The organism is Streptomyces sp. NRRL S-31, from assembly GCF_000718775.1.
Lineage (GTDB): Bacteria > Actinomycetota > Actinomycetes > Streptomycetales > Streptomycetaceae > Streptomyces.
This window is the reverse complement of record NZ_JOCB01000048.1, coordinates 32,471-56,018: the sequence shown is the minus strand read 5'-3', so window position 1 is coordinate 56,018 and position 23,548 is coordinate 32,471. Positions and strand designations below refer to the sequence as shown.

General features: G+C 72.0%; 23 protein-coding genes. 8 read left to right on the top strand and 15 right to left on the bottom strand.

Annotated elements, in window-relative coordinates:
• Window positions 1–102: 102 nt before the first annotated feature.
• The 6 genes from IF37_RS0119900 to IF37_RS0119875 all read right to left on the bottom strand — a co-directional run bounded on the left by IF37_RS0119900 (window position 103) and on the right by IF37_RS0119875 (window position 5,339).
• Window positions 103–573 (bottom strand): Dps family protein, encoded by a 471-nt coding sequence (locus tag IF37_RS0119900; protein WP_030744208.1) that lies wholly within the window; start codon window positions 571–573, stop codon window positions 103–105.
• A gap of 540 nt (window positions 574–1,113) precedes the next feature.
• Window positions 1,114–1,776 carry an SDR family oxidoreductase gene (locus IF37_RS0119895; RefSeq protein WP_030744205.1) on the bottom strand — a complete coding sequence of 221 codons (663 nt, stop codon included), beginning with the start codon at window positions 1,774–1,776 and terminating at the stop codon, window positions 1,114–1,116.
• Between the two features lie 150 nt (window positions 1,777–1,926).
• Window positions 1,927–2,760 (bottom strand): alpha/beta fold hydrolase, encoded by an 834-nt coding sequence (locus tag IF37_RS0119890; protein WP_030744202.1) that lies wholly within the window; start codon window positions 2,758–2,760, stop codon window positions 1,927–1,929.
• Between the two features lie 581 nt (window positions 2,761–3,341).
• Entirely contained in the window at window positions 3,342–3,923 is a 582-nt protein-coding gene (locus tag IF37_RS39555) for a hypothetical protein (RefSeq protein WP_030744199.1), read from the bottom strand.
• Window positions 3,924–4,382: 459 nt separating this feature from the next.
• Window positions 4,383–4,841, bottom strand: a complete 459-nt coding sequence (locus IF37_RS0119880) for an SsgA family sporulation/cell division regulator (RefSeq protein WP_030744197.1) — start codon at window positions 4,839–4,841, stop codon at window positions 4,383–4,385.
• 198 nt (window positions 4,842–5,039) lie between these two features.
• Entirely contained in the window at window positions 5,040–5,339 is a 300-nt protein-coding gene (locus IF37_RS0119875) for a WhiB family transcriptional regulator (protein WP_052845273.1), read from the bottom strand.
• A 1,052-nt stretch (window positions 5,340–6,391) separates the two neighbouring features.
• Between IF37_RS0119875 and IF37_RS44515 the strand changes: the two genes are divergently transcribed.
• Both IF37_RS44515 and IF37_RS0119860 read left to right on the top strand, forming a co-directional pair.
• Window positions 6,392–7,519, top strand: a complete 1,128-nt coding sequence (locus IF37_RS44515) for a hypothetical protein (RefSeq protein ID WP_030744189.1) — start codon at window positions 6,392–6,394, stop codon at window positions 7,517–7,519.
• An 82-nt stretch (window positions 7,520–7,601) separates the two neighbouring features.
• Entirely contained in the window at window positions 7,602–9,803 is a 2,202-nt protein-coding gene (locus tag IF37_RS0119860) for a hypothetical protein (protein ID WP_030744187.1), read from the top strand.
• A 417-nt stretch (window positions 9,804–10,220) separates the two neighbouring features.
• Here IF37_RS0119860 and IF37_RS0119855 read toward each other — a convergent pair whose 3' ends face one another.
• Complete coding sequence (locus IF37_RS0119855) at window positions 10,221–11,606, bottom strand: NAD(P)/FAD-dependent oxidoreductase (protein ID WP_030744185.1); 1,386 nt, start codon at window positions 11,604–11,606, stop codon at window positions 10,221–10,223.
• 585 nt (window positions 11,607–12,191) lie between these two features.
• Here IF37_RS0119855 and IF37_RS0119850 point away from each other — a divergent pair.
• The 3 genes from IF37_RS0119850 (at window position 12,192) to IF37_RS0119835 (ending at window position 14,114) form a co-directional block, all read left to right on the top strand.
• A complete protein-coding gene (locus IF37_RS0119850; protein ID WP_253915808.1) occupies window positions 12,192–12,599 on the top strand; it encodes a RidA family protein in 408 nt (135 codons plus the stop codon).
• Window positions 12,600–12,694: 95 nt separating this feature from the next.
• Window positions 12,695–13,042, top strand: a complete 348-nt coding sequence (locus IF37_RS0119845; RefSeq protein ID WP_367647098.1) for a DUF6332 family protein — start codon at window positions 12,695–12,697, stop codon at window positions 13,040–13,042.
• Window positions 13,043–13,433: 391 nt separating this feature from the next.
• Complete coding sequence (locus IF37_RS0119835) at window positions 13,434–14,114, top strand: bifunctional 2-polyprenyl-6-hydroxyphenol methylase/3-demethylubiquinol 3-O-methyltransferase UbiG (protein ID WP_030744178.1); 681 nt, start codon at window positions 13,434–13,436, stop codon at window positions 14,112–14,114.
• Between the two features lie 208 nt (window positions 14,115–14,322).
• Here the strand turns inward: IF37_RS0119835 and IF37_RS39545 are convergent, their stop codons facing one another.
• The 3 genes from IF37_RS39545 to IF37_RS0119820 all read right to left on the bottom strand — a co-directional run bounded on the left by IF37_RS39545 (window position 14,323) and on the right by IF37_RS0119820 (window position 17,360).
• On the bottom strand, window positions 14,323–14,598 hold the full coding sequence (locus tag IF37_RS39545) for a hypothetical protein (RefSeq protein WP_216725847.1): 276 nt from the start codon (window positions 14,596–14,598) through the stop codon (window positions 14,323–14,325).
• Between the two features lie 231 nt (window positions 14,599–14,829).
• Window positions 14,830–16,245: a C4-dicarboxylate transporter DctA gene (dctA, locus tag IF37_RS0119825; protein ID WP_030744176.1), complete on the bottom strand. Its 1,416-nt coding sequence runs from the start codon at window positions 16,243–16,245 to the stop codon at window positions 14,830–14,832.
• The gene (locus IF37_RS0119820) at window positions 16,242–17,360 is read right to left on the bottom strand and encodes a PrpF domain-containing protein (RefSeq protein ID WP_030744175.1); all 1,119 of its coding nucleotides are present in this window, start codon (window positions 17,358–17,360) and stop codon (window positions 16,242–16,244) included. Before IF37_RS0119820 ends, dctA begins: the two co-directional genes overlap by 4 nt.
• A 144-nt stretch (window positions 17,361–17,504) precedes the next feature.
• On the opposite strand from IF37_RS0119820, the gene IF37_RS0119815 reads away from it, so the two are divergent.
• Window positions 17,505–18,410, top strand: coding sequence for a LysR family transcriptional regulator (locus tag IF37_RS0119815; RefSeq protein ID WP_030744173.1), 906 nt, complete (start codon window positions 17,505–17,507; stop codon window positions 18,408–18,410).
• 216 nt (window positions 18,411–18,626) lie between these two features.
• Here the strand turns inward: IF37_RS0119815 and IF37_RS42285 are convergent, their stop codons facing one another.
• Window positions 18,627–18,917: a hypothetical protein gene (locus IF37_RS42285; protein ID WP_253915807.1), complete on the bottom strand. Its 291-nt coding sequence runs from the start codon at window positions 18,915–18,917 to the stop codon at window positions 18,627–18,629.
• A gap of 295 nt (window positions 18,918–19,212) precedes the next feature.
• Window positions 19,213–19,371: a hypothetical protein gene (locus tag IF37_RS44510; RefSeq protein ID WP_158727362.1), complete on the bottom strand. Its 159-nt coding sequence runs from the start codon at window positions 19,369–19,371 to the stop codon at window positions 19,213–19,215.
• A gap of 317 nt (window positions 19,372–19,688) precedes the next feature.
• Here IF37_RS44510 and IF37_RS0119800 point away from each other — a divergent pair, with 317 nt between their 5' ends.
• Together IF37_RS0119800 and IF37_RS44505 are read left to right on the top strand one after the other, a co-directional pair.
• The gene (locus IF37_RS0119800; RefSeq protein WP_030744171.1) at window positions 19,689–20,255 is read left to right on the top strand and encodes a DUF642 domain-containing protein; all 567 of its coding nucleotides are present in this window, start codon (window positions 19,689–19,691) and stop codon (window positions 20,253–20,255) included.
• Window positions 20,256–20,634: 379 nt separating this feature from the next.
• Window positions 20,635–21,147: a hypothetical protein gene (locus IF37_RS44505; protein WP_158727361.1), complete on the top strand. Its 513-nt coding sequence runs from the start codon at window positions 20,635–20,637 to the stop codon at window positions 21,145–21,147.
• A gap of 221 nt (window positions 21,148–21,368) precedes the next feature.
• On the opposite strand, the gene IF37_RS0119790 is transcribed toward IF37_RS44505, so the two are convergent.
• From IF37_RS0119790 to IF37_RS0119780, 3 genes are all read right to left on the bottom strand, one after another.
• Window positions 21,369–22,034, bottom strand: a complete 666-nt coding sequence (locus tag IF37_RS0119790; RefSeq protein WP_158727360.1) for a hypothetical protein — start codon at window positions 22,032–22,034, stop codon at window positions 21,369–21,371.
• A gap of 10 nt (window positions 22,035–22,044) precedes the next feature.
• Window positions 22,045–22,458, bottom strand: a complete 414-nt coding sequence (locus IF37_RS0119785) for a CU044_2847 family protein (protein ID WP_030744168.1) — start codon at window positions 22,456–22,458, stop codon at window positions 22,045–22,047.
• A gap of 136 nt (window positions 22,459–22,594) precedes the next feature.
• Entirely contained in the window at window positions 22,595–23,215 is a 621-nt protein-coding gene (locus IF37_RS0119780; protein ID WP_079165808.1) for a hypothetical protein, read from the bottom strand.
• Between the last annotated feature and the right edge of the window lie 333 nt (window positions 23,216–23,548).

Sequence of the window (23,548 nt, the reverse complement as noted above, 5' to 3'; positions counted from 1 at the left end):
GCCGTGCCACCGTGCTATCCGCCGGGACGCCCGGGCCCTCGGCGGTCTTCCCGGACGGTGCCGCCCGGGTGCGGGCGGGCCGGGGCGGCGCCGACCCGCGGCTCAGCCGCGGTTCTCCGCCTGGAACATCCAGCTCTGCTTCTCCAGCTCGGCGGTCAGCCCGATCAGCAGGTCCTGGGTCACGACGTCCGACCGCCCGGTGGTCTCGACACGCTCGCGCAGCCGGCCGATGAGCGCGGAGAACGACACGACCAGGGCCTCCACGGCCGCGCCGTCGCCGATCCAGCCGGACTGGAATGCGGGCAGTCCGCTGCCGGACGCGACCGTGGCGGCTCGCCCGTCGGGGCTGATGCCCAGCGCGGCCGCCCGCTCGGCGACCTGGTCTGCGTAGTCGCGCGCGGTGGCGACGACCTCGTCGAGCTGCTGGTGGATGGTGCGGAAACGGGCCCCGTACAGGTTCCAGTGGGCCTGCTTGGCCACCAGGGACAGGTCCAGCAGGTCGACCAGGGTCTCCTGTAGGGCGGTCCCGGTGACCTCGCGGTCCTGCTCCGGCAGCGAACTGGTGATGATCATGGCTGCGTGCTTCCTCCGTGGTCCTCGTGCGGCGTCGTCACCCGGCGGCACTCCCGCGCCGCGGAGGGCCCTGGGGTCCCCCTCCGGCTCGCGTCACGGTGGCCGGGGTCTTCACCCTCATTCTTCGAACGGGCGTGTCGGGCGGAATCCGTCGTTTGACTTACGGTCCGGCACGGCAGTCACCGGGCGAGCCGGCCGACGACGGCAAGCCGTTCCTCGCGGCCGCCGGAGACGGGCGCGAGGGCGGGACGGCCCCGAGGGCGGGACGGGCGCGAGGGCGGGGCGGGCCCGAGGGCGGGGCGGGCCCGAGGGCGGGACGGGCGGTCCTCGCGGTGGCCTCACCGCCGGACCCCGGCACCAGCCGGAGCGGCCGGGAGGGCGCCGGAGCGGCCGGGAGGGCGCCGGTGCGGCCGGGAGGGCGCCGGTGCCGGCTCGCCACCGCCCACCTCCGCGGTCCCGCACGGCACGGTCCGGAGCGAGGCGTTCCCGACTCCCCCGTCGGCAGACGCCAGGGCCTGCCCCCGAGAGGGGCGGGCGGCGTCAGCGAGCCGCCGCCGCCCTCACCGCGGCGGCCACCGGGACGTCCCCGCCGGTCAGTTCCAGCGTCAGTCCGGCCGTGCCCGGCTCGTCGAGCAGCGCCAGCAGGACCGCCGCGACGTCGTCACGGGTCACGTCGCCCGGCGCCGTCGTCGCCGCGAGGGCGACACGCCCGGTTCCCGGTTCATCCGTCAGCCGTCCCGGCCGCAGGATCGTCCAGTCCAGCGCCGCCCGTGAGCGCAGGTCCGCGTCGGCCAGGGCCTTGGCCTCGAGGTAAGCGGCGAAGACCGGGTCGGTGCCCCGCGGGGGTTCGTCGCCCACACCCTTGCCGGAGATCATCAGGAAGCGGCGCACCCCCGCCGTCTCCGCGGCGTCCGCCAGGAGTACGGCCGCCGCCCGGTCGACGGTGTCCTTGCGCGCCGCGCCGCTGCTGGGTCCGGCACCCGCGGCGAAGACCACCGCGTCCGCGCCCGCCAGGTGATCCGCCACCTGCTGCACCGACGCCGACTCCAGGTCGCACACCACGGGCCGGGCGCCCGCGGCCCGTACGTCCTCGGTCTGCTCCGGCCGGCGGACGAGCCCGACGGCCTCGTCGCCACGTGCCGACAGCAGACGTTCGAGCCGGAGAGCGATCTGACCGTGTCCTCCGGCGATCGTGATCCGCATGACGGTTACCTCTTTCTCGTTATGGGTTCCAGGGAGCCGTCCGCCACGGAGGCGGACGGGGTTGCTGCCGGGCCGTCGCGAGCCCGGGCCCGTCCGTCCCGTGGTCGGACGCCCGCGCGTGCTGCCGGCAACAGCGAAGAGCAGGAGCGCTCAGGACAGGAAAGCGAGCACGTCCCGCGCGAACTGCCGATGGTGCTGGAAGAGGAAGCCGTGTCCGGCGTCCGGGTAGATCTTCACCCGCGCGTCCGGCAGGAGGCCGCCCAGGAGGTGGAAGACACGCGGGGGAACCACGATGTCGTGATCGCCGCCCGCCACGAACACCGGCTGCCGGATGCCCTTGAGCCGCTGGAGGGCGGTGTGGTCCGGTATACCCCACTCGAGCACGGCGTCGTACTGGGCGTCCCGGGCCGCCTCGTCGACCGGCACGTCACGGTCGTGCTCGCGCTCTATGTACCGGCCGAGGAACTCCAGCCCGCTGCGCTGGCTCGTCTCCGTGTGCCGGAAGAAGGTGAAGAGGTAGTCCTCGGCACCGAGCGGCTCGAAGTCGGCGTGCGCCAGCACGTCCTCGGTGTACCCGTGCACTCCCGGCGCCCCTCGGGGGGCGGTGGCGGCGAGGACGAGCCTGCGGACCGCCCGAGGCCGGAGCAGGGCCAGCTCCTGGGCGGTGAAGCCACCCATCGAGTGGCCCAGCAGGTCGACCCGGCGCAGGTCGAGGGCGGTCATGAAGGCCAGGGTGTCGACGGCCAGGTCCCGGACGGAACGGCACACCTGCCCGGTACTGAGTGCCACTCCGGCGTTGTCGAGTGCGATGACATCGCGTTCGGCGGCCAGGGCGTCGACGAGTGCCGGGTCCCAGCTGTCCAGAGTGCCGCGGAAGTGCTGCAACAGCAGGAGCGGCGGGGCGTTGGAGGGACCGCAGCGACGATAGGCGTACGTGATGCCGTTGGCTGCTCGGATCGTCCGGTTGGGGGTGTCGACGTACATTCGGCTTCCTCGGCGGTGCGGGGGATGTGCGCCGAGTCTGACGTGGCCGGGAGGTCCAGCCATCGGCCATTTGACCGTAAGCGGCGGCCCCGGCGCCGCGGGCAGGCCCGGGCTCGGTGTCGGCCCGCGGCCGCACCCCTGAGACGAGGGGCTGTCACACGGACTGGGCCACAGCCATGCCGGGGCCGAAGCCGCGCCCGACCCACAGCCATGCCGACCGAAGCCGCGCCCGACCCACAGCCATGCCGGGGCCGGAGCCGCGCCCGACCCACAGCCATGCCGGGGCCGAAGCCGCGCCCGACCCACAACCGCGCCGGGGCCGGAGCCGCGCCGGGAAGTCATGGCACGCCTGAAAGCCATGGCCGTGCCGGGAAGGGCGTCCGGCCGTCGGCGCACGGGTGCCGCCACCGCGCAATCGGCCGGGCCGCCAGGTGTCGCGGACGTGGCCGCGGAGCCGCGACGACGGCCGGCGCACGGGATCCGCGGAGGGCGCGTGGGCGGTGGCGTGCGGTGCCGGGATGCCGACGGGTGTCCGGCACCGCCGCCGTCGCCCGGCACGGTCCCGCGTACGACCGCCGGTCTCAGTCGGTACCGGGTGCGGCGGCGTCCGTACCGGCGTCGTCCCCTGCCGCCACAACGGTGTACAGGACCGACCTGTTCTGCTTGTGACGCCGGATGAGTCCCTTGGCGACAAGCCCTTCCAACGTGTTCCGCACCACCTGGGGAGTGGGCACGCGGTCCGGATGTGCCCGCAGGAGCTCCTCCCGCAGCTCGTGCGCCGGGACCGGCTCCACATGCCCCTTGAGCAGGTCCAGCAGAAGGTCCCGGAGCAGGGGGCGTCGGCCGGCCGGCTGCCGGGCCTCGCGGCCCCGCCCTGGCCGCGAGGCGGCGGTGTCCCGGCGCTGTCCGCGGGCGAGCGGCTCCGGAGCGCTGCGCGAGGGTGCGCTGGACGGCCGGGGCGCGCTCTCCTCCTGTGCCTGCTCGGGCACGGCCGCGGCATGCTCGGCCAGGTCGAGGATGCTCCTCAGCAGAGTCTCCTCCTCCCGCAGAGCGTCGAGCCGACGGGCCAGTTCCTGCTGCGCGCGACGGTTCCGTTCCAGGTCCGTCGCGGCCTGTTCCATGTACCTCGACCGCACCGTGGCGCTGGCTGACTTGCTGGGCACAGCCCGTTCTCCCTAGGTATGTGGATGACCTGCGCAATCGTACTCAGGGGAACGGGCGGCCGCTGAGGGACGAACGGAAACCGGGTGACACGCTCCGGCGCGGGCGGGCGGATGCGGAAGCGGGTTGAGGGCACACGCGTGCCCTTCCGGACATGTGTGCGCCGGGACCGGGAGGGGGCGGCGGACCGCCCGGATGTGCGTTGCGGTGTGCCGCCGCGACGGGCGGGGTGGAGGGGAACGACCGACGGCAGTCGCGGCGTTCCCCTCCGCGCGAGTCATCCACTACCCGCGGACCCCCATACTGCCCGTTCGGACACGCGCAGGGGTACGACAGGACGTTCCGGGAGTCCTTCGCGCACATTCGGTGCCCTCGACGGGTACACCTGCGGCGCGAATTGAACCATGGAGCGTGCTGCATCGTGGGACGGCGAAAGTAGGCCGCCGGACGGCGGCACACTCTCAGGCGGGTGGCCGCAGCAGGCCGGCGGCCAGGTCGTCCCAGTCCGTGAGGAGGCTCTCGGTGCCGGCCGGAACGGCCGTGTACGTGTGCTCCAGCCACTGCCGTATCTCCGTCAGGTCGGCGACGAAGGTCGCACTCGCGTCCAGGCGCTGGAAGTGCAGGTAGAGCGATGGTGATCCCTGCCGGCTTCGTGAGGGCCAGACCTTGACGTCGCCCTCACCGCTCAACCCCTCCGTGCCGGCCAGGAGCAGGTCCCGGCCGATGACCCAGCTCATGCCCTGGCCCGAGGGCAGCAGCAGATGCATGTGGACACAGAGGGGCTCCGCCGCGGCATAGCGGAACCGGCACACCACGGTCCCCTCCTCCTGTGGTGCGGTGAGGTGGTGGAGTGTGGTGAGGAGCTCTGATGAGAATTGCGGGGAACCCGTCCCGTGGTCGCGCGGCTCCTGCTGTTCCATGTGTGCGTTTCCTCGACTCGTTCCGTAGGGAGTTGCTGTCTGCCGGACTCCGCGCCGGGCGTCCTCGGGTGGTCGGCGACGCGGCCTGGCGGTACCTCCGGCGGAAGGCCGGGAGAGGGCTGTGCCGGGCGCCGCGGGCACGGGCCGGCCCCCGAAGTCCCTGGGTGGCCCCGGGAGTCCCGCTGTCGCGGGCCGGTCTCACCCGGCATCGGGAGGCGCGGGGGGTGCCGTGCCGTGTCCGCCCGTCACGGTCGCGCGGCGGCTCAGGGCACGCCGCTCCTCCTCGGTGAGGCCGCCCCACACCCCGGCGCTCTCCCCGTTGCCGACGGCCCACTCCCGGCACTCGCGCTGGAGCGGACAGCGGCCGCAGACCGCCTTGGCCTTGGCGATGAGCACCAGGGCGGGTCCGCTGTCGCCGACGGGGAAGAACAGCTCGGGGTCCTCGGAGCGGCAGGCCGGACGGCGACGGGTGTTCCACAGGAAGCGCGGGTTCACCATCGCGTCCGCCCCCGGAAGTGGGCACCGGGTCCGGGGCGCCGGGCCATCGCTCCGGCGCCGCCGGGAACGTACGGAGCCGGTGAGGAACGGGAGAGGGAGAGTGAGCGGTCAGTGTCAGTCCGGCCGGACCTGGTCATCGGCGCCTCCAGCGGCAGGCGGGTGATCGTGGCGCTTCCCACCCTGTACGGGCCGGCACGGAGGTGCATAGGTCGAGTGACTGGCCTTGCCGAGGACCGCTTCCCCCAAGCCGCTCGCCGGCGGCGGCGGAGGACGGCGACGCGGAGCCGGACCGGTACGTCCTCCAGGACTCCGCTCCGGCCCCGCAGGGCACTCCCGCGGCCGTCCGTCAGCCCTGGTTCCCCGTCGGTTCGCGCCCGGCTCCTCGAAGCCCTCGGCGCCCTCGAAGATCGCGGAGACCGCGGAGACCGCGGAGACCGCGGAGACCGCGGAGATCGCGGAGATCGCGGAGATCGCGGAGACCGCGGAGATCGCGGAGGGCACCATCTCGGTCAGGGCGCACCGGCCACCCATCGGCCCCGGTGCCCTCGACGTTCGGTAAGTCGAAGGCCTCCCGCAGGACGGCCGCGCCCTCCGCGTCGTCCTCGAGGCGCACCACCGTGTCTCCCGCGACCGCGGACGGTACGACGTACGGGACACGCACCGCGGCCCCCGTGGACCGGGCCGGCGCACCGGCCGTGCGCAGGGCCCCTCTCCCGGAGCGGTTCGATTCGATGGCCACCGGAATGCGGTCGAACATGGCCGTGTTCTCCTTCGCCCGACCATCGCGGTGCCGGGATCGATTGCGCGGACCTCCACAATATGACCGGTCGTCTTAAACGTCAAACGGCTACCGTACGGATTCCTTCACACTTCGAGCACCTGTGCTAGCCTGCGCCTGCGCTCACACGTGTCTCGATTGCGACCCGTCATGTTCCGGGCATCGCCACATGTGAGTCGTACGTACCGCGGCTCCCGAACACGTATGTGCGGGTGGCTGGATGGTGGTCCCGGGATGCCGGGCAGCACAACACAGCGATGGTGAAGTGGGGTCAGTGAACGGCAACCAGGCACCGCGGACCGGTCAGCGCTCCCAGTCGGCGTTCCCCGAGGAGCACCCTGCCGCTGCGCGAACGGCGGACGAACCTGCCCTGTGGGCGGAGGAACTGCCCTGGCTCGACGACCCGGGGCCCTCCGGGCAGGCGCCCGCGCACATCGCCGACCCCGCCGGGCAGGCGCCCGGGCACGTCGGCGACCCCGCCGAGCAGGCGTCCGCGCCGGCCCGCACCACCGGTCCCGCCGGACAGGCGCGGGCAACGGCGGACACCGCACCGGCTCCGGAGCCCGGCCTGAGCGACACCGCCGGACCGTCCCGTACCGGACCACCGCCCGGTACGGGCGAGGAACCGGACGTCCTGATCCACCCCGCACCCCGTCCTGGAAGGTCCGGCCGGGGCCGCGCGGAGTCGCGGCCCGCCCGCAGACGCCGGCGGACCGCGATCGTCACCACCTTCGCCGGTGCGGGGCTCATCGCGACGGTCGCCGTACTGAGCACCCGTCCGGCCCCGCCCGACGAGGTGAGCGCGGCGCCCATGGTGCCGCTCGACCCGGCCACAGCACCGGCCGCCTCACCGGAATCCCACACGGCCCCTTCCTCCTCCCCCTCGTCTTCCCCCTCCCCCTCCTCGTCCACCGCCTCCCCGACCACCGGCCCCACCGGCACCCCGTCCGCGGATCCATCGGCGACCGCGTCCCCCACGCACCCGTCCGAAGCGCCCTCGCACACCACCGCGCCCGCGCGGCCGCCCTCCGGATCGCCGGCTGCACCGGCCCCCGGCCCCGCCACGACACCGAAGCCGTACGTGGTCCGGGCGACCACCGTGCTGGGCCCCGGCGACTCGGTGTCCTCGGGCAAGGCCACCCTGGCCATGACGGCCGGGGGGAACTTCGTCGTCACCGACGAGCACGGCGCCGTCCGGTGGGCCTCCCACACCTCGGGCAGCGGCCTGCGCGCCGTCTTCCAGGACGACGGCAACCTGGCGGTCTACACCGCGCAGGGCGCGGTCCGGTGGTCCTCGCGCACCGACGGTCACCCGGGCGCGGTCCTGGTGGTGGGCGCCGACGGCAACGTGCAGATCCGGCAGGACGGAGTGGTCCTCTGGCAGACGGGTACCGGGCATTGAGCCGGACGCCCGGCACCGCACCGGGTCCCGCGGGGACCGCACCCGGCAGGCGCACGCGCCGCGGACAGCACCCGGCACGCCCATGACGGCACCGCTCCCCCGCACCGGTCCCCGGCGCGGCGTTCCGCACCTGACCGCCCGGCGCGCCGGAAACGCCTGGCTGATCCACCCCATGGACGCTCTCGACCAGCGTTCCTGGATGTACGCGGCGGGACTGGCCCGCGACCCCGAAGGCACCCTGGTCGTCGTCGACACTCCGAAAGAACCGTCCCCGGACTTCCTGCCCGGCATCCTCCGCGCACTGCCGCCCGGCCGGTCGGAGCTCCGGCTGCTCTTCGGACGGACGCCCCCCGGCGGAGTCGCACGGGCGGGGAAGTGGCTGGCGGCCCGTTCCGGACGCGTGGTGGTGACGACGACCGCCCGCCCCCGGCCCACGGCCCAGGGTGCCCTCTTCGTCGGTCCCGACCGGGGACCGGGCTGGACGAGGTACACCCCTGCCGGGGACGAATCGCCGGCAGGACGGCGCTTCCCGCGTCCCTCCTGGGAGGACGACCTGTCGGACGGGCCCGTCGCCGTCTCGCCGTGGAGCCAGGCCGAGCCCATACCCGCCGGACTGTGGCTCCGCCCGGCGGGACCCGCCCCCGTCCCGCCCGACCACCGGACGCTGGTGACGACACGTCTGAGGAGCAGGCCGGACGCGGTCACGGTCGTCCTCGGTCTGCCCGGCGACACCGCCGTTCCGCTGGCCGACGTGGCCCGCCTGTGGCAGGCGCTGCCCGGTCACCTGCGCTCCGCCACCTGGTTCTGCTGCTTCGGACCGGTCGCGCTGCCACCGGGCACCGCGTTCGACGCGGCACTGGCCGCCGCGGTCGGGGGCACCGTGCGGTCGTACAACGGGCTGCCCGTCAGCCCCACGCCCCGGGAGCCCATCGACGACCCGGTGATGACGGTCGGCGGCGACGGATCACTCGGCCGGCCACTGATGACACACGAACTCGTCCGGTTCCCGCCGCAGGACGCGGCGAGAGATCGGGACCCCATGGTGACGGGCCACCGCTGGCCCGTCGAGGGCCTGCCGATGCTGCGCCCCGGCGTCTACCAGCGGGACCCGGACACCGTGCTGGAGGTGCTGCGCTGCGGTCTGTGGGTCCGCGGCCCACAGGAGCCGGCCGGGGACGGGCCGCGCTTCCTTCCCGTGGATCGATCGGCCGAACTGGTGCTCTACGACACCAGTGATACCAGTCGGCTCCCGGCCTTCCGCCGGCTCGCCAAGGAGATCGCACAACAGGTCTTCGCGGCACACGGAGTCCCCGTCCAGGTGCGGACCGCTCCCCGGGCACCCCTGCCCCAGGACTCCGCGCCGCCGTCCGCAACCAGCGGCCCGCCTGCCCGACCGGTGACCGGCCCCGCGCACGGCACACCCGCTTCCGGAACGGCTGTCCGCCGGGCGGCCCGGCTTCCGGAACAGAGCGAGCGGAGGAAGACGGCGGCCGAGAGGGACGGTACGGGCCGGCCGGGGGGCGCCGTCACGGTACGGCCGACACTGGACGACTGGCTGCGCGGCGCGTTCGGGGCCCGGTACGAGGAGTGCACGTCGTTCGTCGAGGCGCTGATACGACAGCGGGCGTCCGCGCTCGATACACGTGCGGCCGGTGACCCCGTGGCGGAGCTGGCGGCGCTGCGCCTGTACCTGCTGCGGGGCGGCCACATGACCACCGGGCCGGAAACGGCGCCGGACAGCGGGGCCGGCCGGGGGCCGGGGGGGCTCGAGCGGGAACTGCGGCGACGGCTTGTCTCGGGACTGCGCAGACTGCCCGCCTTCCGGGGCCCGGTGACGGTACGGGTGTCACTGCCGGAAACGGGCCTGGCCTGGTACCGGGCGCGGAGCACGCTGACGGACGGCGACTGGTGTGCCACCACCATGTCGGGAAGGCCCGGCCAGCCGGGCGACACCGACGTGGTGATCCTGTCGGCCGACGGCCGCTGCCCGGCGCTGCTCGGGGCCGGCGATCCGGACGTGGTGGTGTTCCCACCGGGCACCCGCTTCGCGCGGCTGCACGTGGAATCCGGGGAACGCGGCACCGTACTGCTGCGGCAGCTCCCCGCCGGGGACACGGCACCGGACCCGCAGGCGGACCGCGACGCACTGCGCCGGCTCCGCCGTGCCCTGGCCGACTGGCGGCGGGACGAGAGCGCCGGTGTGGTCCGCACCGGGCAGCCCGGACGGCTCTTCCGCGCACCCGGCACGGGAACGGCCGCGGAAGCAGGTGCTGCGGACGGGTGATTACGGCGTAATAACCCGTCCGCCGCGTTAGAGAGCCTCAGGTGCCTGGCACCGCGCGGCACACGGCCATGTGCCGCGCGGTGAACGACACCGCTCCGGGGGATCAGGAAGAGATGGGGCAGGAGCAGCGCCGCCATGGTGCCGAGCAGGACCTCGTGCACGGTACCCGGCCGCCCCTCGGTGATCACCCGCCGGGCGTTGCCGGCGAGATGCCGCAGGTCCCCGGCGACGGCGCGCGGGCGCGGGCCCGCGACTGCGTACCGGACGAGCGTCACGATCCAGGCGAGCGCCGCCGCCGGCCACAGGAAACATCGGCGATCACTTCCGGCGCGCCCAGCACCTTCCCCAGTCCCCTGTCCAGCTACCCTGACCCAGTCCCTGTCCGGGGCCCCTCACCCAGTCCCTGTCCGGGGGTCCTCAGTCCACCCAGGCCGTGAACAACGCGTTCAGTCCCTCGGCCATCGTGGGATGCGCGATCATGCCGTCACGGAGGGCCGTGTAAGGCAGGCCCGCCAGCATGGCCGTCTGCACCACCGTGACCACTTCCGCGGCCTCGGGCCCGAGCAGGGCCACGCCGAGGATCTGCTCGCTGTCACGGTCGACGACGGCCTTCCACAGCCCTCGTGTGTCCCGCAGGGTCCGGGCCCTGGGAATGGCCATGACGGGCAGCTTGGCGATCCGCACGTTGTGTCCCGCCGCCCGGGCCTGGTCCTCGGTGAGCCCCACCCGGGCCAGCTCGGGGTCTGTGAAGAGGTTCCAGGGAACGAGGCGCCCGTTCGTGCTCCGGTCGCCGCCCGCGATATTGGCCTTGACGATCCGGTAGTCGTCCAGGGAGACGTGGGTGAACTGGGGGCTGCCCGCCACGTCGCCCACCGCCCAGGTGCGCGGAGCACTCGTCGCGAGCCGGTCGTCGACCTGGACGAAACCGTTCTCGTCGGTGCGGACGCCCGCCGCGTCGAGGCCGAGTTCCCCGGTGACCGGAGCCCTCCCGGTGGCGGCCAGCAGATCGTCGGCCTCCAGCCTGCGGCCGTCCTCCAGGAGGACCGATACCGTCCCGCCCTCGCGGACGACCTCCTTCGCCGCCGAGCCGGTGACCAGTTCCACGCCGTCCTCGCGCAGGTAACCGAGGAGCGCCTCGGCCACGTCGGAGTCCTCCCGGGGCAGCAGGCGCGGCCCACTCTCCAGGACGGTGACCCGGCTGCCGAAAGCGGCGAACATCTGGGCGAACTCGAGGCCGACGTACCCACCGCCGATCACCACCAGGCGGTCCGGGATGTGGTGCAGGTCCATGATGGACTCGCTGGTGAGCGGCTTGGCGGTGGCCAACCCCGGGACGGGGGCGATCCGCGGGACGGTGCCCGTGTTGATCACCACGTCCTTGCCCCGTACGACACGCCGGCCACCGTCGTTGAGCGCGATCTCGACCGTACGTTCGGCGATGAAGCGAGCCGTCCCCAGGACCAGGTCCATGCCGCTGTCGATGAACTGGCGACGGTTCACCTCCACCATGCCCGAGACGACGTCCTCCTTGTGGGAGCGAAGCAGTTCCAAGTCCACTTCGGCCTGGCCGAGCCGCAGCCCCAGGGCCTCCGCGGTCGCCGCCCTGCGCAGCAGCCGCGCGCTGGTGACCAGCGACTTGGTGGGAATGCACGCGACGTTGATACACGTGCCGCCGATCATGCCCCGCTCCACCATCACCACGCGCTGTCCCGCACGAGCGGTGTCCATGGCCAGCGTCTTGCCCGCCTTGCCTCCGCCGACCACCAGCAGGTCGACATCCTCCACGTCCCGCGAAACGACCACGACAGCTCGCCTTCCTCCGAATGCCACTACGGTGAGCGCCCCCTGGCCGGTGTACCGGCGCACAGGGGCTCTCGCCTTCCCAGGGTCGCCCGCCTCCCCGGCGGCGGCATCGGTCAATTGACTCGTGACCTCGTCGGCGGCTGACCGCTCCGCCCTGTTCCGCCATACGCGGTGGTGAGATACGTCCGCCCACTCCGCCCAGCAGGCCGGCAACGGTTCCGGCGTCCTCCAGTTCGTCGGACGCCTTCCGCAACCTGCCCGAAGGTGACGCCACGCCCTTTGACGAGGAGCAAGCGATCCGGCCGCGGGCTGATCCACCTGCCCCTGACCGAAGGCCGGTCCGTACGGACTTGTCGCGCAGGGCTGCGGAGTACATGGGCGAGAGAACCCCGCTCGGCCTCCGGCACCGTGCACAACCGGTTGCCGCACTTCCTGCCGGCCGGCGGCCTGGATATCCGCAGCTTGGCCGAGGCGGTCGGTGATGTCGGTGGAGAAAATGACCAAGACGCCGCCTTATCCGTGAGTGCCTGGGTCTAACCTGATCGGCGCCCCCTGTGTCAGTAGGAGCCGATTTCCGGTCGTGGCATGATCGGCGCCATGGAGCACTTCATACGTCCCAACGGTTCACCGCCCGTCAATGGCTACAGCCACGCGGTCGCCTTCACCGGAGCGATGGTCGCCGTCTCAGGTCAGGTTCCGGTGGACGGCGACGGCAATCTGGTTGGTAAAGAGGACGCTGAGACCCAGGTTCGGCAGGTCTACGCGAATCTGACCACCGCACTGGAGGCAGCGGGCTCCGGCCTGGAGCACGTAGTCAAATTGACGGTCTACCTGACCGATCTGGGCGATCTTGGCGCGTTCCGCAAAGTGCGAGACGAGTACCAGGACGCAGAACACCCGCCCGCCTGCTCCTTGGTGAGGGTCGCCGGCCTGGTCAACCCCGATTTCCGGGTCGAGATTGACGCATTGGCCGTGGCACCGAGCGCTGGATAACGATCGAATTCCGGCGGAACCTTGGGAACGCGGACTGCTCCACCCCGTCGGCGAGCTACGAGACGCGCTTCCGTGCGTACAGTGCGCGACCCGACGTGCTCAAGCTCGACAGTGACGAGACCGGCGAGGAGTTGAGCAGCGCGGGTTTTCGACTACGTGAGTCTCACGGTCTGTGTGAAACTCGCAGCATGGATATGGGGCGGGAGTCGCGGTGGGAGAAGGACGCGATGACGGTGGAGATCGTGTTCGCCCTGGTGACGGCTGCTGTCCTTGCCGCAGCCGTGTTCGGCGTGCTACTGATCCCGGCACTGGTCGTGGGTACCTCCGAGCCTGCGGGGAAATGCCTGCTCGTGACGGGAGTCGTGCTAGCGGCGTTTGCCTCGGTGTGGCGTGTGGCACGGGTACTGCTCCGCTTCGATGCGCGTCGGCATCAGGGGCGTTGACCCGGGTCGATCGCGCTCACCTCCGAACGCCTCTCGCCGCATGTCCGCGCCAATGGGTGGGACGTCACACGGTCCTGCTCAGATCGTCAAGCCACTCACCCAGTTGGTGGGCCGGAGCACCGACGCGAACTGACTTCCACGGGCCCGACGTTCGGCCCGTGCATGTGGCGGCCCCGGCCAGATACCTCTGGTCGGGGCCGGCGCGCGTTCGGACTGAGTCTTCGCCGAGCATGTTCCTGCCGCGCCTGGACGAGGCGAGCTGGGCGATCCAAGGCCAGCAGGGTGACGTCCAGCGCGCCTACGCCCGGCTCTTCCTCGCCCTTTGGACGCCGTTTTGCCGGAGCGGCAACAGGAGTGGCTTGACCGGGCCACGATGGGTGACGTTGGGCCCGTGACCGACAACATCGCAGCGGGATCGCCCGCGTCTGACACTTCCTTTCCTGGCGACGGATACGTCGGAGACCCCGCGGTGCGGGCAGAGTGGGACAACCGATACGCCGACCGACAACAGCTGTGGAGCGGCCGGCCCAACGGTGCGCTCGTGGCCGAGGTCGCCGGGCTCACGCCCGGGCGGGTGCTCGACGTCGGCTGCGGCGAGGGCGCGGACGCCGTCTGGCTCGCGCGCGGCGGCTGGGACGTGACCGCGCTCGAGGTCTCGGGCGTGGCGCTGGAGCGGGCGGCCGGGCACGCACGGGACGCAGGCGTCGGCGTTCGCTGGGTACACGCCGCGCTGACGGAAGCGGCACTCCCGCCGGCCTCCTTCGACCTGGTCTCCGCGCAGTATCCAGCCCTGCTGCGCACCCCCGACGCCGCAGCCGAGCGAGCGCTGCTCGCGGCCGTCGCGCCCGGCGGTGTGCTGCTGCTCGTACACCACTCGGGGATGGACACGCAGCAGGCGCACGACAGCGGCTTCGACCCGGCTGACTACGTCTGGCCCTCGATGGTCGCCGCCCTGCTCACCGACGACTGGAAGGTGGAGGTGAACGAGCAGCGCCCACGCGTGGCACCCGACGGCGGCGCCGGCGCGCACCATACCGACGACTTGGTGCTGCGTGCGCGACGGCTGCGCTGAGCCCCTCCGCTCACAGCAGGCCCGGCATCTGGGCGGACTGGATGACCGAGCCACCGAAAACGGGCTGCGGCCTCCTCGGGCAGGTCGAGGCGCTGGCGCGGCCGAGGGAGCCACACGTCCGGGCCAGCGGGCAGCAGGCCCCTGCGGAGGAGCTTGACGCGGCGGCGGCACCAGGTGCGGCGCCGGGTGCGGATCAGTGTGCCGTCGATCAGGACGGTGTGGCCACCCGTTCGGCTGACTTCTTCAGCGCGCGCTCCAGGCGCTGGACCCGTGCGGCAAGCAGTTCGATCAGTTCCGGGCCCCAAGGACGCACCGTCGTGGCGGAGATGTGGTTGCCGCCTGCCAGGTCGGCAAGCCGCTGGTCATGGCGGAGAACCGCGAGGACGATCGCGGCGATCTGCCCGGGCGGCAGCTTGCGCCACCGGGAGCGGATCTTCGGATGGCCGCGGAGCAGGTCGCCGAGGAAGGTCCGGGTGGCCCACATCGTCTGCCGTTTCGGTGATCAGGGATCCGCGGATTCCCGGCGTGAGCGAGGTAGCCGTCCGTACGACGGACTTCAGCGCGGCGTTCGCCGGACTTGATCAGCGGTGGGAAGACTGGGCGTACCGGAGGGCCAGACGTTCCTGATCAGCCCGGACGGCGAGTACGACGTCCTGTTGAGACGCGGGCGGGCCGGCCCGGAGCATCTTCTCCGGGCCGGCCCGCGCACGCGATGTCAGTTTGCGGCGGGGACCGGGTCGCGGGTCGGTCCGGGCATCGCCGCGGGTGCGGGCGTCTGCTTCGGAGCGGGCTCGGCTGTCACCGTGGAGGGAGCGGGGGCGGGGGCGTAGGGGATCTCTCCGCGCAGGACGGCCTTGGCGCGGTCCTCGTCGAGCTCGCCCTCCCAGCGGGCGACGGCCAGGGTGGCGACGCCGTTGCCGACCAGGCTGGTCAGGGCGCGGGCTTCGGACATGAACCGGTCGACGCCGAATATCAGCGCGAGGGCGGCGACCGGGACGTGTGGGACGGCGCTGAGAGTCGCGGCCAGGGCGATGAAGCCGGAGCCGGTGACGCCTGCGGCGCCCTTGGAGGTGAGCAGCATGACGGCGAGCATGGCCAGCTGCTGGGTGAGGCTGAGGTCGATGCCGAGGGCCTGGGCGAGGAAGACCGATCCCATGGTCAGGTAGATGGCCGTGCCGTCGAGGTTGAAGGAGTATCCGGCGGGCAGCGTGATGCCGACGACCGGTTTCGAGGCGCCCACGTGCTGGAGCTTGGCCATCATGCGCGGCAGGACGGGCTCGGTGGAGGAAGTGCCCAGGACGATCAGCAGCTCTTCCTTGATGTAACGCAGGAAGGGCAGCAGCCGTAGTCCGTTCAGGCGCATCACGGTACCGAGGACGACCAGGACGAAGAAGAGGGAGGTCAGCCAGAACGAGCCGACCAGCAGGGCCAGGTGACGCAGGGTGCCCAGGCCGTAGTGGCCGATGGTGAAGGCCATCGAGCCGAACGCGCCGACGGGGGCGAGCCGCATGATCCAGCGGATGAGCGTGAACAGGACCGTGGAGAACTTCTCGATGCCCCGGGCGATGCCCAGGCCGGCCTCCCCGCTGGCGTGCAGGCCGAAGCCGATGAGCACCGACACCAGCAGCACCGGCAGGATCTCGTTGCCGGTCAGGGCGCTGAGCAGGGTGGCCGGGATGATGGCCAGGAGGAAATCGGCGAAACCCTCGTGGGCCGTGGTCGCCTCCGGCGGCAGGCCCTTGTCGGACAGGGCCGAAACATCGACGTGCAGACCGCTGCCCGGCTGGACGACGTTGACGACGACCAGCCCGACCACCATGGCCACGGTGGTCAGCACCTCGAAGTAGACCAGAGCCTTCAGGCTCACCCGGCCGACCGCGCGGGCGTTGCCCATGGAGGCGATGCCGTGGACGACCGTGCAGAAGATGATCGGCGCGATGAACATCTTCACCAGCGCGATGAAGCCGTCGCCGAGCGGCTTCAGGTCAGCGCTGAAGGACGGCCACAGCCCGCCCACGACGGCGCCGAGAAGGACGGCAATCAGGCACTGGACGTAGAGATGGGACAGCATCCGGCGGATGCGGCCCGGTGGTGCGGTGACGGTACCCGGGGCGGCGTCGTTGCGGCTCATGCGGGGCGTCCTTCCAGGACGGGGACAAGGAGTTCGGCTCGGGCGATACGCCGGGCGGCGCGGTGCAGGAGCACCGTGGGGGACGCGCCGTCCGGTGCGGGAACGGCTCGGGTGGTGACCACGCCGGCGGGGGTGCCCAGGCGCAGCGTGCCGTCGGCGGTCTGCCGGGCGACGCGGTGCGCGAGGGTGCCGGGGGTGGCGGCGGCCGTGGCCAGGGCGACGGCGGAGGTCAGGCCGATCGCCGGGTGCGGGGCGTGCATGGAGACCATGCGCACGGCCAGGTCGTACTCGTCGTGGTTGACGAGGATCCCCTGTGCGGTGCGATAGAGCGCGGGTCGGGCGACGATGCCCGCCTTCGGCACCGTGTGGCTGACCGGATCGTCCTCGCGGGCCAGCCCCATGGCCAGCGCTGCCTGGCGGCGCAGCAGCGTCAGCGCGGGTACTGCGGCGGCGAACGCGGTGAGGGATTCCGTGCCCTCGAGGCCGAACGCCTTGGCCTCGAACAGCGCGGCGGGCGCGCCGGCGTCCACCAGGGACGCCTCGACGGGACCGTCCGGGCCGGTCAGCTCATCCAGTGCCCGGCCGGTCGGCAGTGCCCGGCCGGTCGTCGAGCCCGCCGGATCCTGGAACCCGAGCAGGACCGGCACACCCGGCGCCGAGGTGCCCGGCACCCTGGCCGTGCCCTCTTCCGGGGCCACGCCCGCGGGGGTGGGGATCGTGCCGGCGAGGCGGGCCCCGGTGTTGACGTTGAGCATGCGGACCGTGGTGGTGTCCGACGTGATCGGCACGAGATCGTGGTGGACGGCGTACAAGGCCACGGCAGTGGCGCAGTTGCCGCAGTTGCTGGCCCACTCCACGCGCTCGTCGCCGATCCCGACCTGTGCGAAGGCGTACTCGACATCCACACCCGGCTGGGTCGACGCCTGTACGACGGCGGCCTTGGATGTGGTGGAGGAGGCACCGCCGACGCCGTCGATCTGGCGGGGGTCGGCGGCGTTGAAGGCGGCAAGCAGGAGGGCATCGACGTCCACGCCCGTGGCGGCCACGTCGTGGTGGTCGAAGATCCAGCACTTGCTGGTTCCTCCGCGGATCATCTCGCCCTGCAGACGCAGCACAACTGACTCCTCACAGCCATGGAAGGGGGCCCACCGACGGCCTCGCCGTGCGTGGTGTCCTCCACGGTGGGTTACGGCTGCGTGAAGTACAATCTCGGAAATCTGCATGGCTATTAAGCTGGAGTGAACGCTGGAGGTGGCGGCATGCTCGACGTCCGGCGAATCCTGCTGTTCACGGAGGTCGCCCGGCGCGGTTCGGTGACCGCGACAGCCCGCGCCCTCAACTACACCCCGTCAGCGGTATCGCAGCAGATCAGCCGCCTGGAAACGGAGGCAGGCCAGCCCCTGCTCGAACGCCACGCCCGAGGCGTCACCCTCACCGACGCCGGCCGGGCACTGGCCGAACGAGGGCACCGGATCGAACGCGAACTGCGGGCCGCGGAAAACGAACTCGCCGACTTCGCCGGCCTGCGTACGGGCATCCTGCGCATCGGCACCTTCCCCACGGTCGGCGCCTCGCTCCTCCCGCAGGCCGTGATCGCCTTCCGTGACGCCCACCCCGACGTACGGCTGACCGTCCGCAGCGCCCGCATCGCCGGGCTGTGGACCATGCTGGGGAACCGGGAGATCGAGCTGTCGCTGATGTGGGACTACGACTGGAGCCGAATCGACCGGGAGGACATCGTCGTCACCCCGCTCCTCGATGACCCGCCGGCCCTTCTCGTCAGCGACCACCATCCACTCGCCGACCGCGGCACCGCCTCACTCGCCGACTTCGCCCACGACCCCTGGATCACCCGCGCCGAACATCATCCGGTGGCCGAAGCCCTCGTCCGCGGCTGCCGCGCCGCCGGCTTCGAGCCCCACATCGTCTACGAGGCCCACGACTACCAGGAAGCCCAGGCCATGGTCGCCGCCGGCATCGGCGTCGCCCTCGCCCCCACCCTGGCCCTGGAGGGCATTCGACCCGGCGTCAGCGTCCTTCCCCTCCAGGCGCCGGCCCCCATCCGCCGCATCCTCCTGGTTCGCATGGCCGACCACTCGCCCACCCCCGCCGCCCTGACCTTCGCCACACTCCTCCGCGACGCCGCTGCGGCCCGAACCCTCTGACGCACTTCGGTGTCAGACCTGAGCGACGGGCGGCGGCAGGCAACCCTGGCCGTACGTTGGGTCCGGCGGCGTGATCCTGAAGGAACACGGGATCCGAGGTGAGCTCGGCGAGCGTCGGCTCCGGAAGCGACCAGGCCGAGGACGAGGACGTCCGCTACGCGGCCGTCGGCCGGCTCTCCGTCACCTGCTGAGCCTCCGCCAACTTGGAATCGCAGGTCAAAGTGCTGGTGTGACCGGTTCTCGGAATGCTGGTACGTGCACGCCAGGACGCGGACCACGTACGGCGTTGCGCTCACCCGAGCCGCCGGCGGCCGCCCGCTCGCGCTCGAACGCCGGCGCCCACCGGTCCGCCCGGCCGGCGCGCAGCTGGGCGAGGAGTTCGGCCGGCGCCCCGGGCGCGGGGGCGTGCGGCGCGAGGAGGACGTGGTCGGGCTGCGCGCTCGTCTGGTCCTCCCGGCGGGTCCTCCCCTCACGGTACGCGCGCCGGGTGGCCGCGGACGCGGACATGCGGCGATCCCCTCCTACCGGGTGCACAGGGCGCGGGCGACGGCCTGGGCGTGCTCGCGCATGCTGCCCACAGCCAGCCTGCGGCAGGTGTCGGCGCCAACTTCCAGTCGTCACCGACAAGTTGGGGGAATCTTGGCGTCCTGATGACATGATGCGGCACCAGGGGTAGTTGTCTGGTGTCCGTGTCATTCGGGGGTGTCATGGGAACAGCCGAACTCGCCGCGGCCGCTGTCGGGGGCGTGGTGGAGTCGGGGGTGACGCCGATCTCCGCCGCGACGGCCTTCGCGCTGCCGAACTACTTGAGCAGGAACCCGATCTGACCCTGCTCCTGGGCGTAGGCGACGGTGTGCGTCTGGTAGCAACCGTCGCGGGCTTGCTCGACGAGGGCATCCTGGTCCGCGCAGAGGACGGGCTCATGAAGGCGCAGGTGGCACGGCAAGAGAGGCTGTTTCACCAGATCATATCACTTTGCGTCACCAATGCTGCACGGCGTGTAATATTCCGCGTGGTGGAGAGGAGGCCGCAGATGACGATGAGCGAATACCGCTCGCCCGGTGCGGGCCGTCTGCTGACGGTCGCAGTGCTGCTCATAGGCCGGCGCCGCCGCCAACCGGCGCCGCCGCGTCCCAGGCTGTGGCTGCCTCGGTAGTCCGGGCGTCCACCCGCCGCCGCGTGTGATGCCGGGTGGGCCCTGTCGACTGTGCTTGGCCCCTCCGCAGCCCGGTGCGTCGTACGCCGCGGACTGCCCGTACCCCGGAAACAGGAGACCTCATGAAGCGTGTCGCTCGCGGCGCTCTGCTCGCCGCTGCCCTGCTCGCCTTCTCCCTGCCGGCATCCCCTGCCGGCGCCGCCGACGACATCGTCAGGAACGGCGAGTTCGAAGCCCCCTTCGTGCCCGCCTACGGCCTCGCCACCTTCGCGCCATACACCACCCCCGGCATCCCCGAGTGGAGGGTGGCCGAGGGCACCGTCGACGTCTACAGCACCCAACTGGCCGGCTTCTACGACCAGGCCGTCGACCTCAACGGCGGCTCCCGCGGCGCTATCACCCAGGTCATTCGAACCACCCCTGGCAAGACGGTGCACCTGAGCTGGTACCACACCCGCAACACCCACCCAGTGTGCGTGAACGAGCCCCCGCAGTCCTACGACGTGTCGGTCGAGGGGGCAGCCGAAGAGGTGTTCACCACTCTCGGCAGGATCGGCAACTGGCAGCCCAAGGAACTCACCTTCAGGGCCACACGCAGCCGCTACAACCTCACCTTCTCCTCCGACGTCCAGGGCGTGTGCGGCGCGCTGATCTCCGACGTCCAGGGCGAGGCGATCACCAACTCCTAGCGGCCCGTAGCGGGGCCCGGCGCACCATCGCAACCGGTCGGTTCGCCGGAGCCCCGCCCGGGCCCCGTCCCTCGTACCGGACGTACTCGGGCCGGGTCGCTGCTCCCGGCCCGGCCGCCGCGCCCCGCGATGGGCCCGGAGTCCTATCCGTGGGCTCGACCAGCGGCTTCGCACATCGGTGGCGGATTCAGGCCGCCCAGCGATTACCGCGACTGGCGCCGGCTGTTCGGCATCTGTAGACGCATCTCCAAGTCACTGACGACTCAGCGCTAACGACACCCGTTCCGGTCGTCCGTCAGCCTGTTGGTGACCTCGGTATGTACTTTCGGCGCTGTACCGTGACGCCGAGTCATGCCGCCGCGCTCGAAGAAGGGTGACCATGACACACGCACAGAAGCTCCTGTACTCCATCGGTGTCGCCATCGTCATCGTAGGTGGCGGTGCCGCATCGGCTGCGGCAGACGAAGGCCATACTCCCGTCGCGGCTTCGCTGGACGAAGCCATGCCGGTGGCGACACCGCTGGACGAGGGCCACGCGCCGGTAGTGACGCCATGGGACGCGGCCACACCGTCCCGCGCTGCCGATTCCGTCTGCCGCTCCAGGATCCGAACCGCCATCGCTCTCAACGAGAAGGCCCTGGCAGCCGACGGTCAACGACCTGACACGGATGCAGCCGCAAGGTACAACCGGAGGACGCAGGCGGAGATTGGTTCAGCGCAAATGGACTGCCGTGGAGCGAGCCACGCCAGGGAGATCAAGCGACAGTTGGACGCGGCGACAGATTCGGTGAGCGCGGCGGAACATCACAACAAAGCCGGGGACGAGGCGCCTGCCAGGCACGCCGAGCAGGATGTGAAGGCTCACCTCGGCAGGGCCAAGGGCATGGCGTGATCGCGAGGTGTCTGGATACCAAGGCGGGTCCGGGGCGCGCGGCCGCGCCGGGCCGGGCAGGGACGGCGGCGCGGGCCGGGCGGGAGATTACTGACCTCCTGGGTGAACAGCGAGGGCTGCTCGAACGCGGCGGAGTAACCGCCGTGGGGAAGCCGGTCGTTCCCCTCCCGGGTGGCTCTCGGAAACGCCCTCTCCTCACGGACCGGGGACGGTGTGAAGCCCTAGGCGCAGTCCCCCCAGGAGGGCGGCAGCGCGGCCCGGAGCCTCGCCCGCTGGGTGTCGGTGAGGTCGGGGAGGTGTGTCAGCCGTCCGACGAGTCGGTGCGCCCGGCTGTCGGTGCTGTCGCGTTCCAGCCGGTTCAGGGCGTGGTCCGCCGCGGCCGTCGCCTGCTGCGGGGTAAGGCCGGGGGTGTCGAGCAGGGGCAGCACCAGGCGCAGGTGCGCCCCTTGAACGTCGAGCCAGCGGAGCGCCATCCCGGCCACGAGTGCCCTGCGGGCGGCGTCGAGTGCGGGGTGGACCAGCAGGATGCGCAGCACTCTGCTGGTCGGCCGGGCGGTGACGTGGGCGGCCGATACCGTCATGGCGCGGTCGAACGTGCGGGCCTGCTGCTCCGGACCGAGGTCGTCCCGCAGGAGCAGGGCGCACAGCAGGTCGTCGACCAGCCGCGTCTGCGTCCGCGGCGACCGGCTGTCCAGCCAGTCCAGCGCGGCGGCGGCGGAGCACCGCACGATCCGCGCGGGGACGTCCGGGCGCCGCAGGAGGCCGGCCAGCAGCCAGTTCCCCTGATCCGGGGCGACCTGGAAGCACGTCCCCACTGCGGTCGCCTGCGCGTCCAGGACCCGACCGAGGTATCCCGGCACCGGCGCCCGGACCTCGTCGACCGTCACCGGCACGGGATCACGCGTCCGCCGGATTCGGCGCCGCCCCCCTGTCCCCGCCGGGACCGGGCTCCTGACCCGTGTGCCCGCCGGGCAGCGCGGCGGCTCGGTTGTAGGTGAGTCGTACGGCCAGTGTGGCCTCACCCGATGCGCCGGCCATGATGACGTTCCCGTTCGCGGAGAACTTCAGGCCGAACTCGACCTCCATCGTGTCGGGGCGGGCTGCCCGGCGGCCCGCTTCCTCGATCACCTGCATGGTGGAGGTGGCGACTTCCACGATCGCCGACTGCGCCCGTACGAAGGCATCCCGCGCATGGCCGACCGCGTCGGTGACGCGTGAGGCGGCCGAGGTGGCCTGTGTACCGGCCACGGGAACCGTCTCCACCAACAGCTCGATCTCCCCGACCCGCACCGGTAACGTGACGCCGACCATACGCGTCCCCCTCACTCGTCCAGCGGACCACCGCGAAGCAGTCGATCGGTACCCCACCATTTCTACCAGGGAAACGGGTGGGGCGGACCGGCCGCGACGGCAGCCCTGCGGCAACACCTCGGGGTCAGGAAGCCGGTCATCGTGTGAGCCCCGGATCCAGCGCCCGTGCCAGGGCGGCGGTGACGGCGGCGGCTTGGGCCGGCAGGTGTTGTTCCGCCCAGCTTCCGGCGAGGCCGAGGAAGTCCCGCAAGTCCCGCTGGGCACCGGTGACGAGCATGCGTACCTGGTCCACTGGCAGCTCGATCACCGGGCTGTCATCCTCCCCGTGGACGTCGAATGTCAGCCGGACGGTGTCGCCGACGCGTTCGGCCATCGAGGACGGGTCGTGGCCGAAGTAGCAGCAGCCGATGCCGTCGAGCACCTCGAGCCAGTCCCGCCAGCTCTCGAGGCCACCGCAGCAGCCCGGCTCGACGAAGACGGTGCCGGTGGCGGTGTCGGTCACCCGGAACCCGCCGGCGGCGAACAGATCGGGCATGGTGAGCAGTCCGTGCAGGAACGTGCCGAGCGGGTCGGTCGGGCACGGCCCATGTTCCTCCTCCGGCTCGAAGTCGTTGCAACTGGCGATCCGCATGACTGCCGTGCCGATCTCCGCCGGAGTCAACTCCCCGTTGAGAACGAGGTAGTCGTACGACCCGTGCTCGCCGATGGGCCAGAGCACGAAGTCGTCGGCAGCGAGGAACTCCAGGACGGGCTGCATCACAATCACAGGGGGATGATGCCGGACCCACTGCCGCGCCGCCACGGGCTTCAGCCGCGGTGTCGGACTCAGGGCGGCCCGGCTGACCGGGCCGCGATCAGCTTCGGCGCGCTCCAGCGCGGCTTCGTGCCGACTGCCGGAGCCTCGAGTACGGCGTCCAGGCTTCCTGCCGGTGGCACCGTTCTTCTTCGGCGTCTTCCGGGCCCCGACCAGGGGCTGACGCGGGAGGTCGACCCGGCTCAGCTCGGTCATGCGATCACCGACCAGGTCGTGTCGCCGTCCGGCGGGCGTGCGGCGAGCATGGGCAGCCGGTCCGTCCACGGCGCGGGACCA